This window comes from Deinococcus marmoris DSM 12784 (assembly GCF_000701405.1).
Taxonomy (GTDB): domain Bacteria; phylum Deinococcota; class Deinococci; order Deinococcales; family Deinococcaceae; genus Deinococcus; species Deinococcus marmoris.
In genome coordinates this window covers 1-13,281 of the sequence record NZ_JNIV01000009.1, presented here as the reverse complement: position 1 = coordinate 13,281, position 13,281 = coordinate 1, and the positions used below count along the sequence as shown (strand labels likewise).

At 64.3% G+C, this 13,281-nt stretch carries 14 protein-coding genes; 2 read left to right on the top strand and 12 right to left on the bottom strand.

Annotated elements, in window-relative coordinates:
• Positions 1–239: 239 nt before the first annotated feature.
• Positions 240–1,319 (bottom strand): GGDEF domain-containing protein, encoded by a 1,080-nt coding sequence (locus Q319_RS0103190; protein ID WP_051655063.1) that lies wholly within the window; start codon positions 1,317–1,319, stop codon positions 240–242.
• Positions 1,320–1,788: 469 nt separating this feature from the next.
• Entirely contained in the window at positions 1,789–2,886 is a 1,098-nt protein-coding gene (ychF, locus tag Q319_RS0103185) for a redox-regulated ATPase YchF (RefSeq protein ID WP_029480494.1), read from the bottom strand.
• On the opposite strand from ychF, the gene Q319_RS26825 reads away from it, so the two are divergent.
• On the top strand, positions 2,885–3,043 hold the full coding sequence (locus Q319_RS26825) for a hypothetical protein (RefSeq protein ID WP_156039148.1): 159 nt from the start codon (positions 2,885–2,887) through the stop codon (positions 3,041–3,043). The two genes, ychF and Q319_RS26825, sit on opposite strands and share 2 nt — an antisense overlap.
• Positions 3,044–3,060: 17 nt before the next feature.
• Here Q319_RS26825 and Q319_RS0103180 read toward each other — a convergent pair whose 3' ends face one another.
• The 3 genes from Q319_RS0103180 to Q319_RS0103170 form a co-directional block, all read right to left on the bottom strand.
• Positions 3,061–4,413 carry a right-handed parallel beta-helix repeat-containing protein gene (locus tag Q319_RS0103180; protein ID WP_156039147.1) on the bottom strand — a complete coding sequence of 451 codons (1,353 nt, stop codon included), beginning with the start codon at positions 4,411–4,413 and terminating at the stop codon, positions 3,061–3,063.
• A gap of 102 nt (positions 4,414–4,515) precedes the next feature.
• Positions 4,516–5,106 carry a nucleotidyltransferase family protein gene (locus tag Q319_RS0103175; RefSeq protein ID WP_245618930.1) on the bottom strand — a complete coding sequence of 197 codons (591 nt, stop codon included), beginning with the start codon at positions 5,104–5,106 and terminating at the stop codon, positions 4,516–4,518.
• Positions 5,103–6,092, bottom strand: a complete 990-nt coding sequence (locus tag Q319_RS0103170; RefSeq protein WP_034413559.1) for an ADP-ribosylglycohydrolase family protein — start codon at positions 6,090–6,092, stop codon at positions 5,103–5,105. The genes Q319_RS0103175 and Q319_RS0103170 overlap by 4 nt, the downstream gene beginning before the upstream one ends.
• Before the next feature lie 110 nt (positions 6,093–6,202).
• Here Q319_RS0103170 and Q319_RS0103165 point away from each other — a divergent pair, with 110 nt between their 5' ends.
• Positions 6,203–6,724: a DUF4388 domain-containing protein gene (locus tag Q319_RS0103165; protein WP_029480489.1), complete on the top strand. Its 522-nt coding sequence runs from the start codon at positions 6,203–6,205 to the stop codon at positions 6,722–6,724.
• A 19-nt stretch (positions 6,725–6,743) separates the two neighbouring features.
• Here Q319_RS0103165 and Q319_RS0103160 read toward each other — a convergent pair whose 3' ends face one another.
• From Q319_RS0103160 to Q319_RS0103125, 7 genes are all read right to left on the bottom strand, one after another.
• The gene (locus Q319_RS0103160) at positions 6,744–7,037 is read right to left on the bottom strand and encodes an antibiotic biosynthesis monooxygenase family protein (RefSeq protein ID WP_029480488.1); all 294 of its coding nucleotides are present in this window, start codon (positions 7,035–7,037) and stop codon (positions 6,744–6,746) included.
• Positions 7,038–7,123: 86 nt separating this feature from the next.
• Positions 7,124–8,707, bottom strand: a complete 1,584-nt coding sequence (locus Q319_RS0103155) for a 2-isopropylmalate synthase (RefSeq protein ID WP_029480487.1) — start codon at positions 8,705–8,707, stop codon at positions 7,124–7,126.
• A 214-nt stretch (positions 8,708–8,921) separates the two neighbouring features.
• Positions 8,922–10,286 carry an NADP-specific glutamate dehydrogenase gene (gene gdhA / locus Q319_RS0103150; RefSeq protein ID WP_425387974.1) on the bottom strand — a complete coding sequence of 455 codons (1,365 nt, stop codon included), beginning with the start codon at positions 10,284–10,286 and terminating at the stop codon, positions 8,922–8,924.
• A 191-nt stretch (positions 10,287–10,477) separates the two neighbouring features.
• On the bottom strand, positions 10,478–10,957 hold the full coding sequence (locus Q319_RS0103145) for a PaaI family thioesterase (protein ID WP_029480485.1): 480 nt from the start codon (positions 10,955–10,957) through the stop codon (positions 10,478–10,480).
• 28 nt (positions 10,958–10,985) lie between these two features.
• Positions 10,986–11,573 (bottom strand): DUF2231 domain-containing protein, encoded by a 588-nt coding sequence (locus Q319_RS0103140; RefSeq protein ID WP_029480484.1) that lies wholly within the window; start codon positions 11,571–11,573, stop codon positions 10,986–10,988.
• A 70-nt stretch (positions 11,574–11,643) separates the two neighbouring features.
• Positions 11,644–12,618 carry a CobW family GTP-binding protein gene (locus tag Q319_RS0103135; protein WP_029480483.1) on the bottom strand — a complete coding sequence of 325 codons (975 nt, stop codon included), beginning with the start codon at positions 12,616–12,618 and terminating at the stop codon, positions 11,644–11,646.
• A 397-nt stretch (positions 12,619–13,015) separates the two neighbouring features.
• Positions 13,016–13,281 (bottom strand): IS5/IS1182 family transposase (locus Q319_RS0103125; RefSeq protein WP_029480481.1); only part of this gene is annotated, 266 nt, incomplete at its 5' end.

Below are 13,281 nucleotides of genomic sequence, written 5' to 3'. Positions count from 1 at the left end.
GACATCATCCAGGCACCGAAACAGTCAGACTGTCCGCGTATTCACCGGAATGGCAACCGGCTGAGCGCGTCTGGAAGTTGACGGATGGGCCACTGGCGAATCGTTTTTCAGAGTCGCTGAAAGAACTCTAGGACGTGCTGCGCCAACAGTCTGCCCGGCTTGAAAATCAGTCGGACCTCATGACCCAGCAGACCCTGCTCCGCTGTTTGCCTCTCTGTGCTAATTAATCGGAGTCCGCATCAGCCAACCGTATTGCGCCGCCACTCGGCCAGACGGATGTCGTTGCGCCCCTGCTGCTTGGCGCTGTACATCGCCTCGTCGGCGCGGGCCACGACGGCGTCGGAGGATTCCCCGGCGGCGGCGCTGGCCACCCCGAAGCTGGCCGTGACGCCCACCACCTCGCCGTGACGTTGCTGACGGATTTCGTTTCGCAGGTTGTTCAGCAGCTTCCTGACCTGGGTGTCGCCCAGCGCGGGTAAAATCAGCAGGAATTCCTCGCCGCCCCAGCGGGCCACCACGCTGTTCTGCGGCAACAGGTCGCGGGTCAGTTGCGCCACCCCGCGCAGCACCTGATCGCCAGTGGCGTGGCCGTGCCTGTCGTTGATCTGTTTAAAGTGATCCAGATCGAACAGCACCACCGTGTAGATGGCCCTTTTGCCCGACAGTTCACGCAAGCGTTCCTCGGCAGCGCGGCGGTTGGCGACGCCCGTCAGCACGTCGATCAGGGCCGCCGAGCGCGAGGCCAGAAGCTGCGCCCGCTGTACTCCGAAGGTGGCCTGGATCAGGATCAGCACGCTGCTGCTGAGCAGAAACTGTGCCGTGGCGCTGAGCAGATTGAGCTGCATTTCGGGCGGAACCGTCAGGAGCAGGTGCCAGCCGCAGATCACCGTGGAGATGCCCAGGATCAGCAGGGCGCGGTTGGCGGCGCGGCGCGGCGGGTAGACGTAGAAGACCGACGTGTACAGGACGGCAAACCAGTAGGTGTTCTCCGAGAGCCGCCGGACCCCTGCGGGTAAGGGATCAAACTGGTGGCTCAGGGCCAGCAGCAGATAGAGGCAGGCCCCCACGAAGGCCACGGAGGTGGCGGTCTCAAAACGGATGACGCCCCTGGCGAGCAGCAGTTGCACCCCCAGCATCGTGACCGACAGCAGCGGCAGCGCCCACACATCCAGCGTGTCGAAAGCCGGTGCCTGGGACCACAGCGCCGCCAGACTGGCACACACCTCGATGATCACCACCAGCAGAAACATCCGCCGCTGCCCGGTGGGCCAGGTGGACGGTGAGTAAACGGCTGATACGCGGCGGGGAGGAACGGACAATGAGACTCCACAGAAAGAGGCCAGTCGATGAGAGCGGATGCGTTCGTATGCAAACTGACCGCACCACACCTGACCAGAACCGTGGAATCGCAGGCGGGGCTACAGCCGGAGAATGCTGCATCCAGCATACACAGATGGTCGCCTGACCATTCGACTGTTTCGTTCATCCAGCGTCCTGTGGTGGTTCAGGCTGCCGCCGCCCCTTCTCTCTCAGGGACCCACCGACCGGCAGGGCTGTTTCGCGCCAGGTTCTGCCGTCGCTCTGCTTCAGTCGCGCTGATATGCGTCTCCCCTTCGGCTCTGGGAAAGGCTACGAACGTCTGAATGAGGACAGGAACAAGGGCTAGAAAAGCGGAGACGAGGAACCCTGAATTGCAACCCAGGGTTCTTCATCTCCGATTAAAGTGACGGTCTTATTCAGTCAGTATCTGACCTGTTCGTCGACCGTACGAATGGGGTAGGTCTGGCGCTACGAGCTGTGCAGCACGTTCATGATGTCGCCGTCCTTCATCACGTATTCCTTGCCCTCGGTGCGGACCCAGCCCTTGCCCTTGGCCCCCACCCAGCCCCCGGCTTCCACCATCTTGTCCCATTCGATGACCTCGGCGCGGATAAAGCCCCGCTCCAGATCGCTGTGGATTTCCCCGGCGGCCTCCGGGGCCTTCTCGCCGTCGCGGATGGTCCAGGCGCGCACTTCCTTCTCGCCGCTGGTGATGAAGGTGATCAGGCCCAGCGTTTTGTAGCTCACCTGCACCAGTTGATCCAGGCCGCTCTCAGTGACGCCCAGATCGGTCAGAAATTCGCGGGCCTCGTCTTCCGGCATCTCGGCCAGTTCGCCCTCGATCTGCGCGCTGATCTTGACCACCGAAGCTCCCTCGGCGGCAGCGTACTCGCGCACCTGACGCACGAAATCGTTGTCGGCGGTCAGATCATCCTCGCCCACGTTTGCCATGTAGATCACGGGCTTGATGGTGATCAGACCGAATTCTTTGGGAATGGGGGCATCATAGCTACCTGCGCGGGCGGGTTTGCCCTCGCCCAGCACGGCCAAAATGGCCTCGGCCAGTTCGGCGTGTTCGCGCGCTTCCTTGTCGCCGCCCTTGCCCTTTTTCTGGAGGTTGCCCAGGCGTTTTTCCAGCCCCGACAGGTCCGCCAGAATCAATTCGGTGTTGATGGTCTCGATGTCGTCCAGCGGGTCCACGGTGCCCGCCACATGCACCACGTTGTCGTCGGCGAAGCAGCGCACCACATGGGCAATCGCGTCGGCCTCGCGGATGTTGGCCAGAAACTGGTTGCCCAGGCCCTCGCCCGTACTGGCCCCCTTGACCAGCCCCGCGATATCCACGAACTCCACGAAAGTGGGAATGATCGGCGGCACGCGGTCCCCCTTGGTAAAGACCCGGCTCAGGGCACTCAGGCGCTCGTCCGGCACCATGACGCGGCCCACGTTCGGCTCGATGGTGGCAAAGGGGTAATTGGCCGCCAGCGCCCCGGCGCGCGTGATGGCGTTAAACAGCGTGCTTTTTCCGACGTTCGGCAGTCCGACAATTCCAATCGCTAATCCCATGACTTCTCTCCTGCGCCTGCGCCCGACTCGCGCGCACAGAGGCGGCGGCGGCGCGGCAACCCTGACAGTGTACGTGATGATGGGGGCGCAGGAGGGGACAACCCACGGTGACTTGCGCGGGCCGCTGCCCCCAGCCCCCGTTGGCGTTCAGGTGTGAAAAAGGCCAGGGTCAACTCAGGGCGAAGTCAAGGCCGTGGCGGGTGCGCCGGGCACGCCCACCACGATCTTTGCCTCGCGCAGTTTCGCCTGCCAGAACACGAACTCCTGAAGCGTGACTTCCTCGCTGACGGGCACGGGCCAGGGCAGGTTGTCCTTGCAGGTGTTGCCGCTGGTCTCCAGACAACTGGGGGTCCACAGGTTGTGGTAGTACACATTCCCGCCGGGGCCGAAACGCCTCCAGCCCACCAGGTTCTTCTGCACCGAATTGTTGATAAAGGTTTTTGGCGCACCCCTGGCGTTGCCCTTGATGTCCCAGACATACAGGCCGACATTGGCATTCGGATCGATCACGCCCCCTGGCAGGACGCCGCTGGAAATCAGGCGGTTGTCGTACACCTTCTGGTGGTGCCCGCCCGCGATGCCCACCCCGTGGTTGGAGGTGTTGATGATCTGGTTGCCGTACACGTCGACATACCCGCCCGCGATGTCCATGCTGTCTTTCTGACCGTCGCCCAGCAGGATGCCGCCGCCCGAGTAGTTCTGGGCCTTCAGGGGATTGGCGGCGTAGGCACCGTAAATGTAATTGTCGTGAATCCTGATCGGGCTGTCCGGGGTGCCGCTGGACTCGTACATGCTGATGTTGTCCTCGACGGCGCTCCTGCCCGGCTCGTTGATCACCTCGTTCCAGGCGATCTCGACATTGGGCACGCGGGCGATCTGGTTGAACTGGACGGCCTGGACGTAATAGCGCTTCCCGGTGAACTTGCCCACCTGATCGACGTACCGTCCGTCCACATTGCGGACCCGGTTGCGGACGATCCTGATGGTCTGACCAGCAGCAGGATTGCCTCTGAACAGATGCACGTAGATGCCAGAGGTCCCCAGCACATCGTTGTTCTCGACCACCAGATTCAAGACTTTTTCCAGCGAGAGGAACCGGCCCGGATACGAGCCGCCGGTCAGCGGGTTGAGGCCGTACCCCGTGGAATTGCGGACGGTCAGGCTGGCTCCCTCGCCGCGAATCAGGTTGCCGCGTCCACGCAGCACGGAATTCTCGATCACCACGGGTTCACTGGTCTGGACCGATACTGCTGGAACTGCTGGATCGAAGCTCTGCCAGTTGCCCTGATATGTGCCGCCGCGCGTGATGACCAGCGGGCCGGAATACGCCGGTCCCTGCGAGGGGTCGTTTTCCGGCACGATGGTGCGCGGGTCGGTAGTGGGCACGCAGGCGGTCAGCGCCAGCGTGAGTGCCCCAAGCAGGAAGCCAGCGCGAACCGCAGTCCGCCCAGTTTTACCCGTGTGGGCGTGCGCGGCGCTGCGGTCTTCTGTCAAAAATCGTTCCTTGCTGTCCCTGATGGCTTTCACGTGGACGCCAGTGTAGGGCCTGAAGGTGATGGATTTCTGCGGGCGCACAGACAGGCTGGCTGACCGTCAGGCCCCGCGCCGCCCGCCGCCGCGCCGCTCTGTTCACGGCCCGGTCAGAGGCCCAGCAGTCCGCAGCCAGGGCCAGCGCCGCACATAGTCGTCGATCTTGGCGGCGCACAGGCCGGGGGTGTGGTTGAGGGGATTGGGGCGCAGAATCCCGGCGGCCATGTCCTCCAGGCCGTAAGGGGCATACACCTCGCCGCGCGCACTGACGCCCACGCAGGTGCATTCCACCAGAAACTGATCGATGCCCTCGCGGACGCTGCGCAGGGCCGGGCGGTCCTGCCCGAATTTTTGGTTAAACCACAGGTGGACGCGCGCCTGATTGCGGACCTCGATGGGGGCCTCCAGATGGGCGAACAGCGCCCCGGCCCGGCGGATCACGGCGTCCTCGGCGGCGTAGCTGGGGTCGTCGTCCCAGTAGAAGAGGTCGTAATCCCTGATCTGGGCGGTTGGCGGCTGCCCGCTCTGCACGTTCCAGACGGTGCCGAACAGTGCCCCGGCCACCAGATGGGCCTGCGCCACGCCCAGCTCGGGCAGGCGCTCCAGGATGGCCGCGTTGACCGGATTCAGGCGCACCAGTCGCAAGAATTCGGCGTCGTTCATGTCCGCCCGCTCATCCTGCTTAGTCACTTTGCCTGGGCGGCCTGCACCACTGCCGGAAAATGGCCGGTGCAGGCCCACTCGCGCTGCCAGCCCGGCCAGGTGTGACCCAGGCGCAGCGGCGGCAGCAGATGGGGGGGCACCTCCAGCCCGCGCGCCCCGGCGACGGCCCCCACCACGCAGGCCACCGTGTCGCTGTCGTCTCCCAGCAGCACGGCGGGTTCCACGCAGGCGTGCCATGTCCCTGCCCCCGCATGTTTCACGGCGGCTTCCAGCGTATCCAGTACGAAACCGCTCTGGGAGGTCAGGTGGCCCTCCAGGCCGGAGCGCACGCGGGTGCGGACCTCGGCGCGGGCCTGCCGCTCACGGTCCCGGAACGCCGTGTGGGCATCGCGGGTGTCGATCCCGAACAGGCCAGCGTCCAGCAGGGCGGCGCGGGCATCGAAATCGTCGGTGAGTTGCAGCGCGGCGGCGGCGGCCCCGGCGTAGGGCTGCCCCCCGGCCAGCGCCTCCAGAAAGGCCGTCAGAAATACCGAGGCATACACGCAGCGGGGATCGGCGTGGGTCAGGGCAGTCACGGTAGCCGATGCATGGGCCAGCTCAGCGCCCCGGTATCCGGCGATCCACACGGCAGCGATTCGCATCAGGCCACCGTTGCCAGCGCTCTGGAAGCCGCTGCCCTGCCACGCGCGCACGCCTCCGTCCAGTGCATTGAAACGCAGGGCCGCGCCGGTCAGGCCGCCCACGTCCGGTGGCCCCGCCGCCAGCCACTCGCGCAGGGCGGCCAGCACGCCTTCCAGACCGGTTCTCTGGGCGTAACCCAGCAGCGTCGCCACCACCATCTGGGTGTCGTCGGTGGCCTCGCCGGGCGCAAAGCCGAACACGCTGCCCGGCTGATACTCGGTGAAGGTCGGCCCGTAGCGGGACGCGATGGCCTGGGGAGTCTTGAATTCGGTGGCGGCCCCCAGCGCGTCGGCGGCTGCCAGCGAAAAAAGCGTCCTGGTCACATCGGTCATGGAACATTCTGGCATGGCCGCCCCGCTGCGCTTCCCGGCGACCCGCCCACTGGGGGGGGCAAGTACAGTGCGCCTTTCAATTCAAAATCGCATTACACTGTGCTTACTTTATGGTGCGCGGCGACCTTGCAGTTTTCCCCTTCCTTTCCGTCATGCAGATGCTTCTGACCAGTGGCCGCGATGGGCTGCTCAGTGTGGACCATGTGCGCGGGGGTCAACTGTGGCTGGAGCGCGGCGAGATCGTTCACGCCCGCTGCGGTCAGTTGAGCGGCGACCCGGCCCTGCAACTGCTGGCCAGCCTGAGCAGCGGCTCGTTCATTTTCGAGCCAGGGGTCAGCGCCCCCGAACGCAGCCTGCACCTGCACCGCGATTCGGCGCTGCGCCGGCTGTTCGAAGAAACCGACGCCTGGGAGCCGCTGCTGCGGACCTTCCCCGACTGGCAGCGCCGACTGCGCTTCACCCCCCGCTGGTCTGAGGCGCAGCCCGTCACGCAACCGCAGTTCCGCGCCCTGAAACTGGTCTCACAGGAACTCGATATCCGCAGCATTCTGGAACGCAGTGGCGAGTCGCCCCGCAGCGTGCTGGAAACCCTGCGCCCATTCGTGATGGCCGGACTGATCGAGGAATTCTAGCCGTCTGACCTGAAATCCGTCAGAGGTTCACCCGCACGTAATGCTCCACCGTGGGGAACGGATCGTAGAAGTGGTGCAGGAGTGAACGCCACTCCTCATATTCGGCGCTGCCGCGAAAGCCCTCGGTGTGGTCTTCCAGCGTGTCCCACCACACCAGCAAGGCGTATTTGTGATCGTCCTCCAGGCAGCGTTGCAGCTCGTGGCGCACATAGCCATTCATGCTGGCAATAATCCGCTGTGCCCCCGCGAAGGCTGCCTCAAACTCGGCGGTCTGGCCGGGGCGGATTTGAAGGAGGGCAATTTCCTGGATCATGAACGAGGCACCTGAAATTCTTCTGGCTTCAACATAAAAAAAATCTTTCTAGGCAAACGAAGCATTCCGCTATACACCCTCTCTCTTCAAATCCGCCCCGGCGCAAATTCTCCCTGCCGCCGCTCTGCCCCCATCCCGGCCACGATCATGTTCTGAACGCGAATCCAGGCGCGGGCGCTGGCCTCCACCACGTCGGTTGCCACGCCCAGACCGTGCAGCAGTGTTTCGCCGTGGCGGGCGCTGACGCTGACCTCGCCCAAAGCGTCGCCGCCCTGTGTGACGGCCTGAATACGGTAACTCTCCAGCGTGGGCGACAGGCCCGTGATCTTGTTGATGGCCTGGAACGCGGCCTCCACCGGGCCGTCGCCGTGGGCGGTGGCGTCCACCGCGCCGTCGGGCGTGTTCAGGCGCACGAAGGCCACCGGGGTCATGTTCATGCCCGAGGTGATCTGGAAGCCTTCCAGGGAAAAGGTCTGTGGCACGTCGCTGCGGGCGTCCACCAGGGCGCGCAAGTCGTCGCTGAAGATCTGCCCCTTGCGGTCTGCCAGATCCTTGAAGCGTCCGAACAGGTGCTGCACCTTGTCGTCGGGCATGTCGGCGTAACCTAGATCGGTCAGCGCCTTGCGGAAGGCGGCGCGGCCCGAGTGCTTGCCCATCACCAGCACGGCGGCCTCGCGGCCCACCAACTCAGCGTTCATGATCTCGTAGGTTTCGCGCGCCTTGATCACGCCGTCCTGATGGATGCCGGACTCGTGCGCGAAGGCGTTGTCGCCCACGATGGCCTTGTTGGGCTGCACGGGCATCCCGCTCAGGCGGCTGATCATGCGGCTGGAGCGGTACAGCTCACGGGTCTGGATACCCGTGGTGTACCCGTAATGATCGGCGCGGGTGTGAAAGGCCATCACGATTTCTTCCAGACTGGCGTTCCCGGCCCGTTCCCCGATGCCGTTGATGGTGCATTCAATCTGGCGCGCGCCGCCCTCTGCCGCCGCGATGGAGTTCGCCACCGCCATGCCCAGATCGTCGTGACAGTGGCTGCTCAGGATGACGTGGGCGGGCAATTCGGCCTTCAGGAACGCGAACAGTTTCCGCATCTCGTCGGGGGTGGTGTAGCCCACGGTATCGGGCACGTTGATGGTGGTTGCTCCGGCCTCCACGGTGGCCTTGAAGATCCGGCTCAGGAAATCCCAGTCGCTGCGGGTGGCGTCCTCGGCGCTGAATTCCACGTCGTCCACGAAGGAGCGGGCCAGTGTCACGGCCTGCACGGCGCGCTCCACCACGGCGTCCGGCTCCAGATTCAGCTTTTTTGCCATGTGAATGGGACTGGTGGCGATAAAGGTGTGGATGCGCGGCTTCCCGGCGGCCTCCACGGCTCTGGCTGCCGCTTCAATGTCGGCCTTCCCGGCCCGTGCCAGACCCGTGATGATCGGGCCACGTACCTCGCGGGCAATGCGGGACACGCCTTCCAGATCGCCGGGGCTGGCAATCGGGAAGCCCGCCTCGATCACGTCCACGCCCAGCCGCGCCAACTGGTGCGCGATTTCCAGCTTCTGAGAGTGGTTCAGGGCCACGCCAGGGGACTGCTCACCGTCACGCAGGGTGGTGTCAAAGATGATGATGCGGTCATTGCTCTGGGGCTGATGCTGTGTCTGATTCTGGGGCTGTGTCATGTGGACTCCTGATTTTTCTTGAGGCGAGCTGTGGGTCTGGCGGCACGAAAAATCCCCCGAAGGGGACTCCTCCGGGGGACTGGGCGGGCCATAGTTGCCTGGCCGTTCACTCCACCGGAGGACGGATAAGCAGGAGGCCAGAGCGGATCATGGGGGGAATGTAACTGATATGGGTGTTGGGAAGCAAGAGGAGTCGTCTAACCCACTGCGCTTCTCAGACCACGCCCTGCTCCAGCATCGCCTGCGCCACCTTCACAAATCCGGCCACATTCGCGCCTTGCAGGTAGCTGAGGCTGCCGTCGGGCCGCCGTCCGTGGATCAGGGCAGCCCGGTGGATGCCGCGCATGATCTCGTGCAACCTCGCGTCTACCTCGTCGCGGGTCCAGTTCAGGCGCTGGGCGTTCTGGCTCATTTCCAGGCCGCTGGTCGCCACGCCCCCCGCGTTGCTGGCCTTGCCGGGCGCGTACAGCACGCTGGCTTCCTCGAAACGCTTGGCCGCTTCGAAGGTGCAGGGCATGTTGGCCCCCTCGGCCACGGCCAGCGCGCCGTTTTTGATCAACATGGCAGCGTCCTCCTCGTCCAGCTCGTTCTGGGTGGCGCAGGGCAGGGCCACGTCCACCGCCACGCCCCAGGGCCGCGCGCCCGCGTGGTACTGCGCGCCCACCAGACGGGCGTATTCCTCCACCCGGCCCTGCCGTTCGTTGCGCAGTTCCATCAGGGTGGCCAGTTTGTCGGGCGTGAAGCCGTCCTCGTCCACGGCAGTGCCGCCCGAATCCGAGACCGTGACCACCTTCGCCCCCAGTTGCATGGCCTTCTCGATGGCGTACTGCGCCACGTTGCCGGAACCGGACACCGAGACGCGCAGACCGTCCAGCGCGCGGCCCTCGTGTTCCAGCATCTCCTGCACGAAGTAGACCGTGCCGTAGCCGGTGGCCTCCGGGCGAATCAGCGAGCCGCCGTAGGTCAGGCCCTTGCCCGTGAACACCGGATCGGCACGGTTAGTCAGCTTTTTCATCATGCCCGACAGATAGCCGATCTCGCGCCCGCCCACGCCGATGTCCCCGGCAGGCACATCGGTATCCGCGCCGATGTGGCGGAACAGTTCGGTCATGAACGCCTGACAGAACCGCATGACCTCCAGATCGCTCTTGCCCTTGGGGTCAAAGTCGCTGCCGCCCTTGCCGCCGCCCATCGGCAGCGTGGTCAGGGCGTTTTTAAAGGTCTGCTCGAAGGCCAGGAATTTCAGGATCGACAGGTTGACGCTGGGATGAAAGCGCAGCCCGCCCTTGTACGGCCCGATAGCGCTGCTGTGCTGGATGCGGTAGCCCCGGTTAACCTGCACCTCGCCGCTGTCGTCGATCCAGCACACCCGGAAGATGATGACGCGCTCGGGTTCCACCAGCCGTTTCAGCAGGCTTTGCCGTGCGAACTGCGGATGCTCCTGCAAGAAGGGCCACAGGCTTTCCATGACTTCCTCAACGGCCTGAAGGAACTCTGGCTGATTGCGGTTCATGTGTGTGACGCTGTTCAGAAAGTCCTGCACGCTGCCCAGGCTGTTGCTGCTCACGGCGCGGCTCAAGCGAAGGCCCCCGATATCGGGCCACACAAAAGGGCGACAGGGCGGCGCAATTTAGGGCCGCGCAATTTACGGAGGGGTCTAAGCATCATGTCCCACTATGGCAAAGGGCCGACTCGCACGCGAAAATGCGTCGAGACAGCTCTGGAGATTTGTCTAACCCGAGTGCTGAAAGTGCAACACCGAATCTGCGCTCAGCCGCCCACCGACACCACGTTGCAGGTGCAGCGGGCCATACTGGTCAGCCGCCCGCGCTCATCCCTGATTTCCACCGTCCAGACCATCACGCTGCGGCCCCGGTAGGCCAGCGTCGCCTCGCCGGTGACCATCCCGCCCGAAACGCCCCGAACGTGCGTGCCGCTGAGGTCCACACCCACGGCCACCTGTTTGCGGGGGTCCAGATTGATCCAGGAACCCACGCTCGCCAACTCCTCGGCCAGCGCCAGATTCGCGCCGCCGTGCAGCCGTCCGGCGGGCTGAAGGTTGCCCCCCACCGGCATCTCCGCACGCAGACGCTCACGGGTCACGCTCAGAAAGCGGATGCCGAGACGTGCGCCCAGGGTGCCGCTCAGGCCGTCGCCCTGCGGACCGTTGATGCGGGCGGCCACTTCCTCGGGCGTCAGGCGGGCGAAGTCCTCGGGGGCGGGGAAATTGAGATCGGGATGCAGGGTCATACCGCGAGGATAGGGTGCTGGCGCGGCCTCAGCCTTGAGGGTGATTCAGGGTCTTGCCCACGCCCAGCCCATGTCGGTAGACCAGTTCGCCGCCCAGGAAACCGCCCGCCAGGGCCAATCCCAGCGCTGTACCCGACAGTAATTTCCCTAGCCCGCGCTTCTGCTTGCGCCTTGCCACGATGGAGCCGATGTTCAGAAAGAAAGCCGTTTCGTTGAGCAGACCGTGAATCAGGCCAGTGCGCCGGGCCTCGCCGCGTGCGCCCGCCCAGTCGGTCCAGCCGGTGGCGATGGTGGCGACTGCGCCCACCGTGCCCAGCGTCAGCGCCAGATCAGCGGCCCGTTCGGTTTCCTCCGATTTCTGGCCGGGGAAGAAGTCCAGCATCCCGGCGATCATCCAACCGCCCAGCGGCAGATGCACCAGAATGGGATGAATCGGGTGGCCCAGCGGAACGCCGTGCAAAATGTCGGTCACGCCGTCTGGCAGCAAGCCTTCCGCGCCGCGCAGGGCAAGTTGCAGTTTCCCGGCCAGTTCCTCGATGGCGTCGTGGTTGACCACCGCGTCCTCGACGATGGAACTGGGCTTGTCCTGATCGGTTTGCCAGGGAAGAAGACTCATGCCCAGAGGATAGGCCGGTCATCCCGTTTCGACGTGCTGCCCATCCTCAGGATCGGTTTATCAAAGGGCTTCAATCTGGAATCAGGTCTGCCGGATCAGGGGTCAGGCAGGCGGCGAAGGCCGCCGCGTACTCCTCCCGGTCCAGTCCGCGCCCGATGAAGACCAGTTCGCTGCCGCCCTTGTTGTCGTCCCAGGCGTCGGCGGTGAACAGATCGCGCACCGCCTGAAACAGGATGCGCTGCGGGTAGCCGTGCAAATCCAGCCAGCCCTTGACGCGCAACACCTCGGCAGGCCGGGCCAGGATGAAAGAGGTCATGAAACGCTGCCACTCGTAAGGATCGAGCGGACGTTCTGCGCGCAGGGTGAAGGTCTTCAAATCCGGCGTGTGGGCGTGTGCCTCGGTCTCCTGGCCGTCCAGCACACGCGGATCGAAGTCGTCGCGGGCCAGCAGGGCGTCGGCATCGATCTGGCCGCGCTCCACGCCAACCAAGCGGGCCAGCGGATTGACACCCTTCAACGTGGCCTCGGCCCGTGCCAGCGCTTCCGGGTCTGCCAGATCGGTCTTGTTCAGCACCACCACGTTGGCGTAGGCCAGTTGCCGCGCGGCTTCCGGGTGTTCGCGCAGGGTTTGCAGGACGTGGCGGGCGTCTACCACCGCTACCAGCGTCGTGACCCGGAAGGCCGCGCGCACCCCGCGTTCCAGCAACGTCGCCAGCACGGGCGTCGGGTCGGCCACGCCGGAGAGTTCCACGATCACCGCGTCGGGTTTCTGCTCACGCATGGAGATGGTCACCAGCGCCCGCAGCAGGTCATCGCGCCCGGTGCAGCACAGACAGCCCGCCGTCAGCTCGGTCACGTCGTCCTGCAACCGCTCGATCAGACTGCCGTCTACCCCGGCCTGCCCGAACTCGTTGACGATCACGCCCAGGCGGTGTGGCAGGCTGCGGATCAGGTGGTTGACCAGGGTGGTCTTGCCCGCACCCAGAAAGCCGCCGATGACGATGATGGGAATGCGGGAGTCTGGGGTGGGGGAAGGGGAGATCATGGGGGAAGTGTATTAAATCGCCGAGTGGCCCCAGAGTTCATATGTCACGGACTGGTCTGTCGCAAGAATAATCTGAAGATCGTAGCCCAAATACTCTGGGTGGCCGTCTTCAAACCCCCTCGGCTGACCCAGAAAATGAAGCATGAATCCAATTATGCCCTCGCTGTGGCTCACGCGGTGAATGTAATAATCCCCGGACAAGTTCAGGCGACAAGGAAAGTAGTGATCATCCATCTGTCCAGAGGACACCTGATCATCCAGAATCTCTTGTGCAGCCTTTTGAAGACAAACGCAAATTTCTTCCCATCGGTGCGCCAGTTGCTCCTGAACCTCTGCTGGCAAGTCCTCTGACTGTATGCCCTGCTCTCTCTGTACATCCTGAAAACTAAGAGCGTGTTTATAAAGGTTCGACGGATGGGTCGAGGCGACGGAGCATCAGGCGAATGTTGGCGAGATAGCACCAGGAAGCGGAAGTATGGCAGCGGCCTTCATAGTCCCGGCTCAGCCGACGTGAGCGCGTCAACCACGCCAATGAGCGTTCCACCACCCAGCGACGGGGCAGCACCTGAAACCCTGTGGCCCTGTCACTGCGTTTGATGATTTCCAATGTCCAGCCCAGTGTTTCCAGCGTCCAGGTGACCAGCTTGCCCAGATAACCACCAT

Excerpts from the sequence above, each read along its gene's own strand:
- Q319_RS26825 (WP_156039148.1), top strand. The coding sequence starts at position 2,885 with ATGACTTCTCTCCTGCGCCTGCGCCCGACTCGCGCGCACAGAGGCGGC.
- ychF (WP_029480494.1), bottom strand. The coding sequence starts at position 2,886 with ATGGGATTAGCGATTGGAATTGTCGGACTGCCGAACGTCGGAAAAAGC.
- Q319_RS0103170 (WP_034413559.1), bottom strand. The coding sequence starts at position 6,092 with ATGACCGATGTGACCAGGACGCTTTTTTCGCTGGCAGCCGCCGACGCG.
- Q319_RS0103165 (WP_029480489.1), top strand. The coding sequence starts at position 6,203 with ATGGTGCGCGGCGACCTTGCAGTTTTCCCCTTCCTTTCCGTCATGCAG.
- Q319_RS0103160 (WP_029480488.1), bottom strand. The coding sequence starts at position 7,037 with ATGATCCAGGAAATTGCCCTCCTTCAAATCCGCCCCGGCCAGACCGCC.
- Q319_RS0103155 (WP_029480487.1), bottom strand. The coding sequence starts at position 8,707 with ATGACACAGCCCCAGAATCAGACACAGCATCAGCCCCAGAGCAATGAC.
- Q319_RS0103145 (WP_029480485.1), bottom strand. The coding sequence starts at position 10,957 with ATGACCCTGCATCCCGATCTCAATTTCCCCGCCCCCGAGGACTTCGCC.
- Q319_RS0103140 (WP_029480484.1), bottom strand. The coding sequence starts at position 11,573 with ATGAGTCTTCTTCCCTGGCAAACCGATCAGGACAAGCCCAGTTCCATC.
- Q319_RS0103135 (WP_029480483.1), bottom strand. The coding sequence starts at position 12,618 with ATGATCTCCCCTTCCCCCACCCCAGACTCCCGCATTCCCATCATCGTC.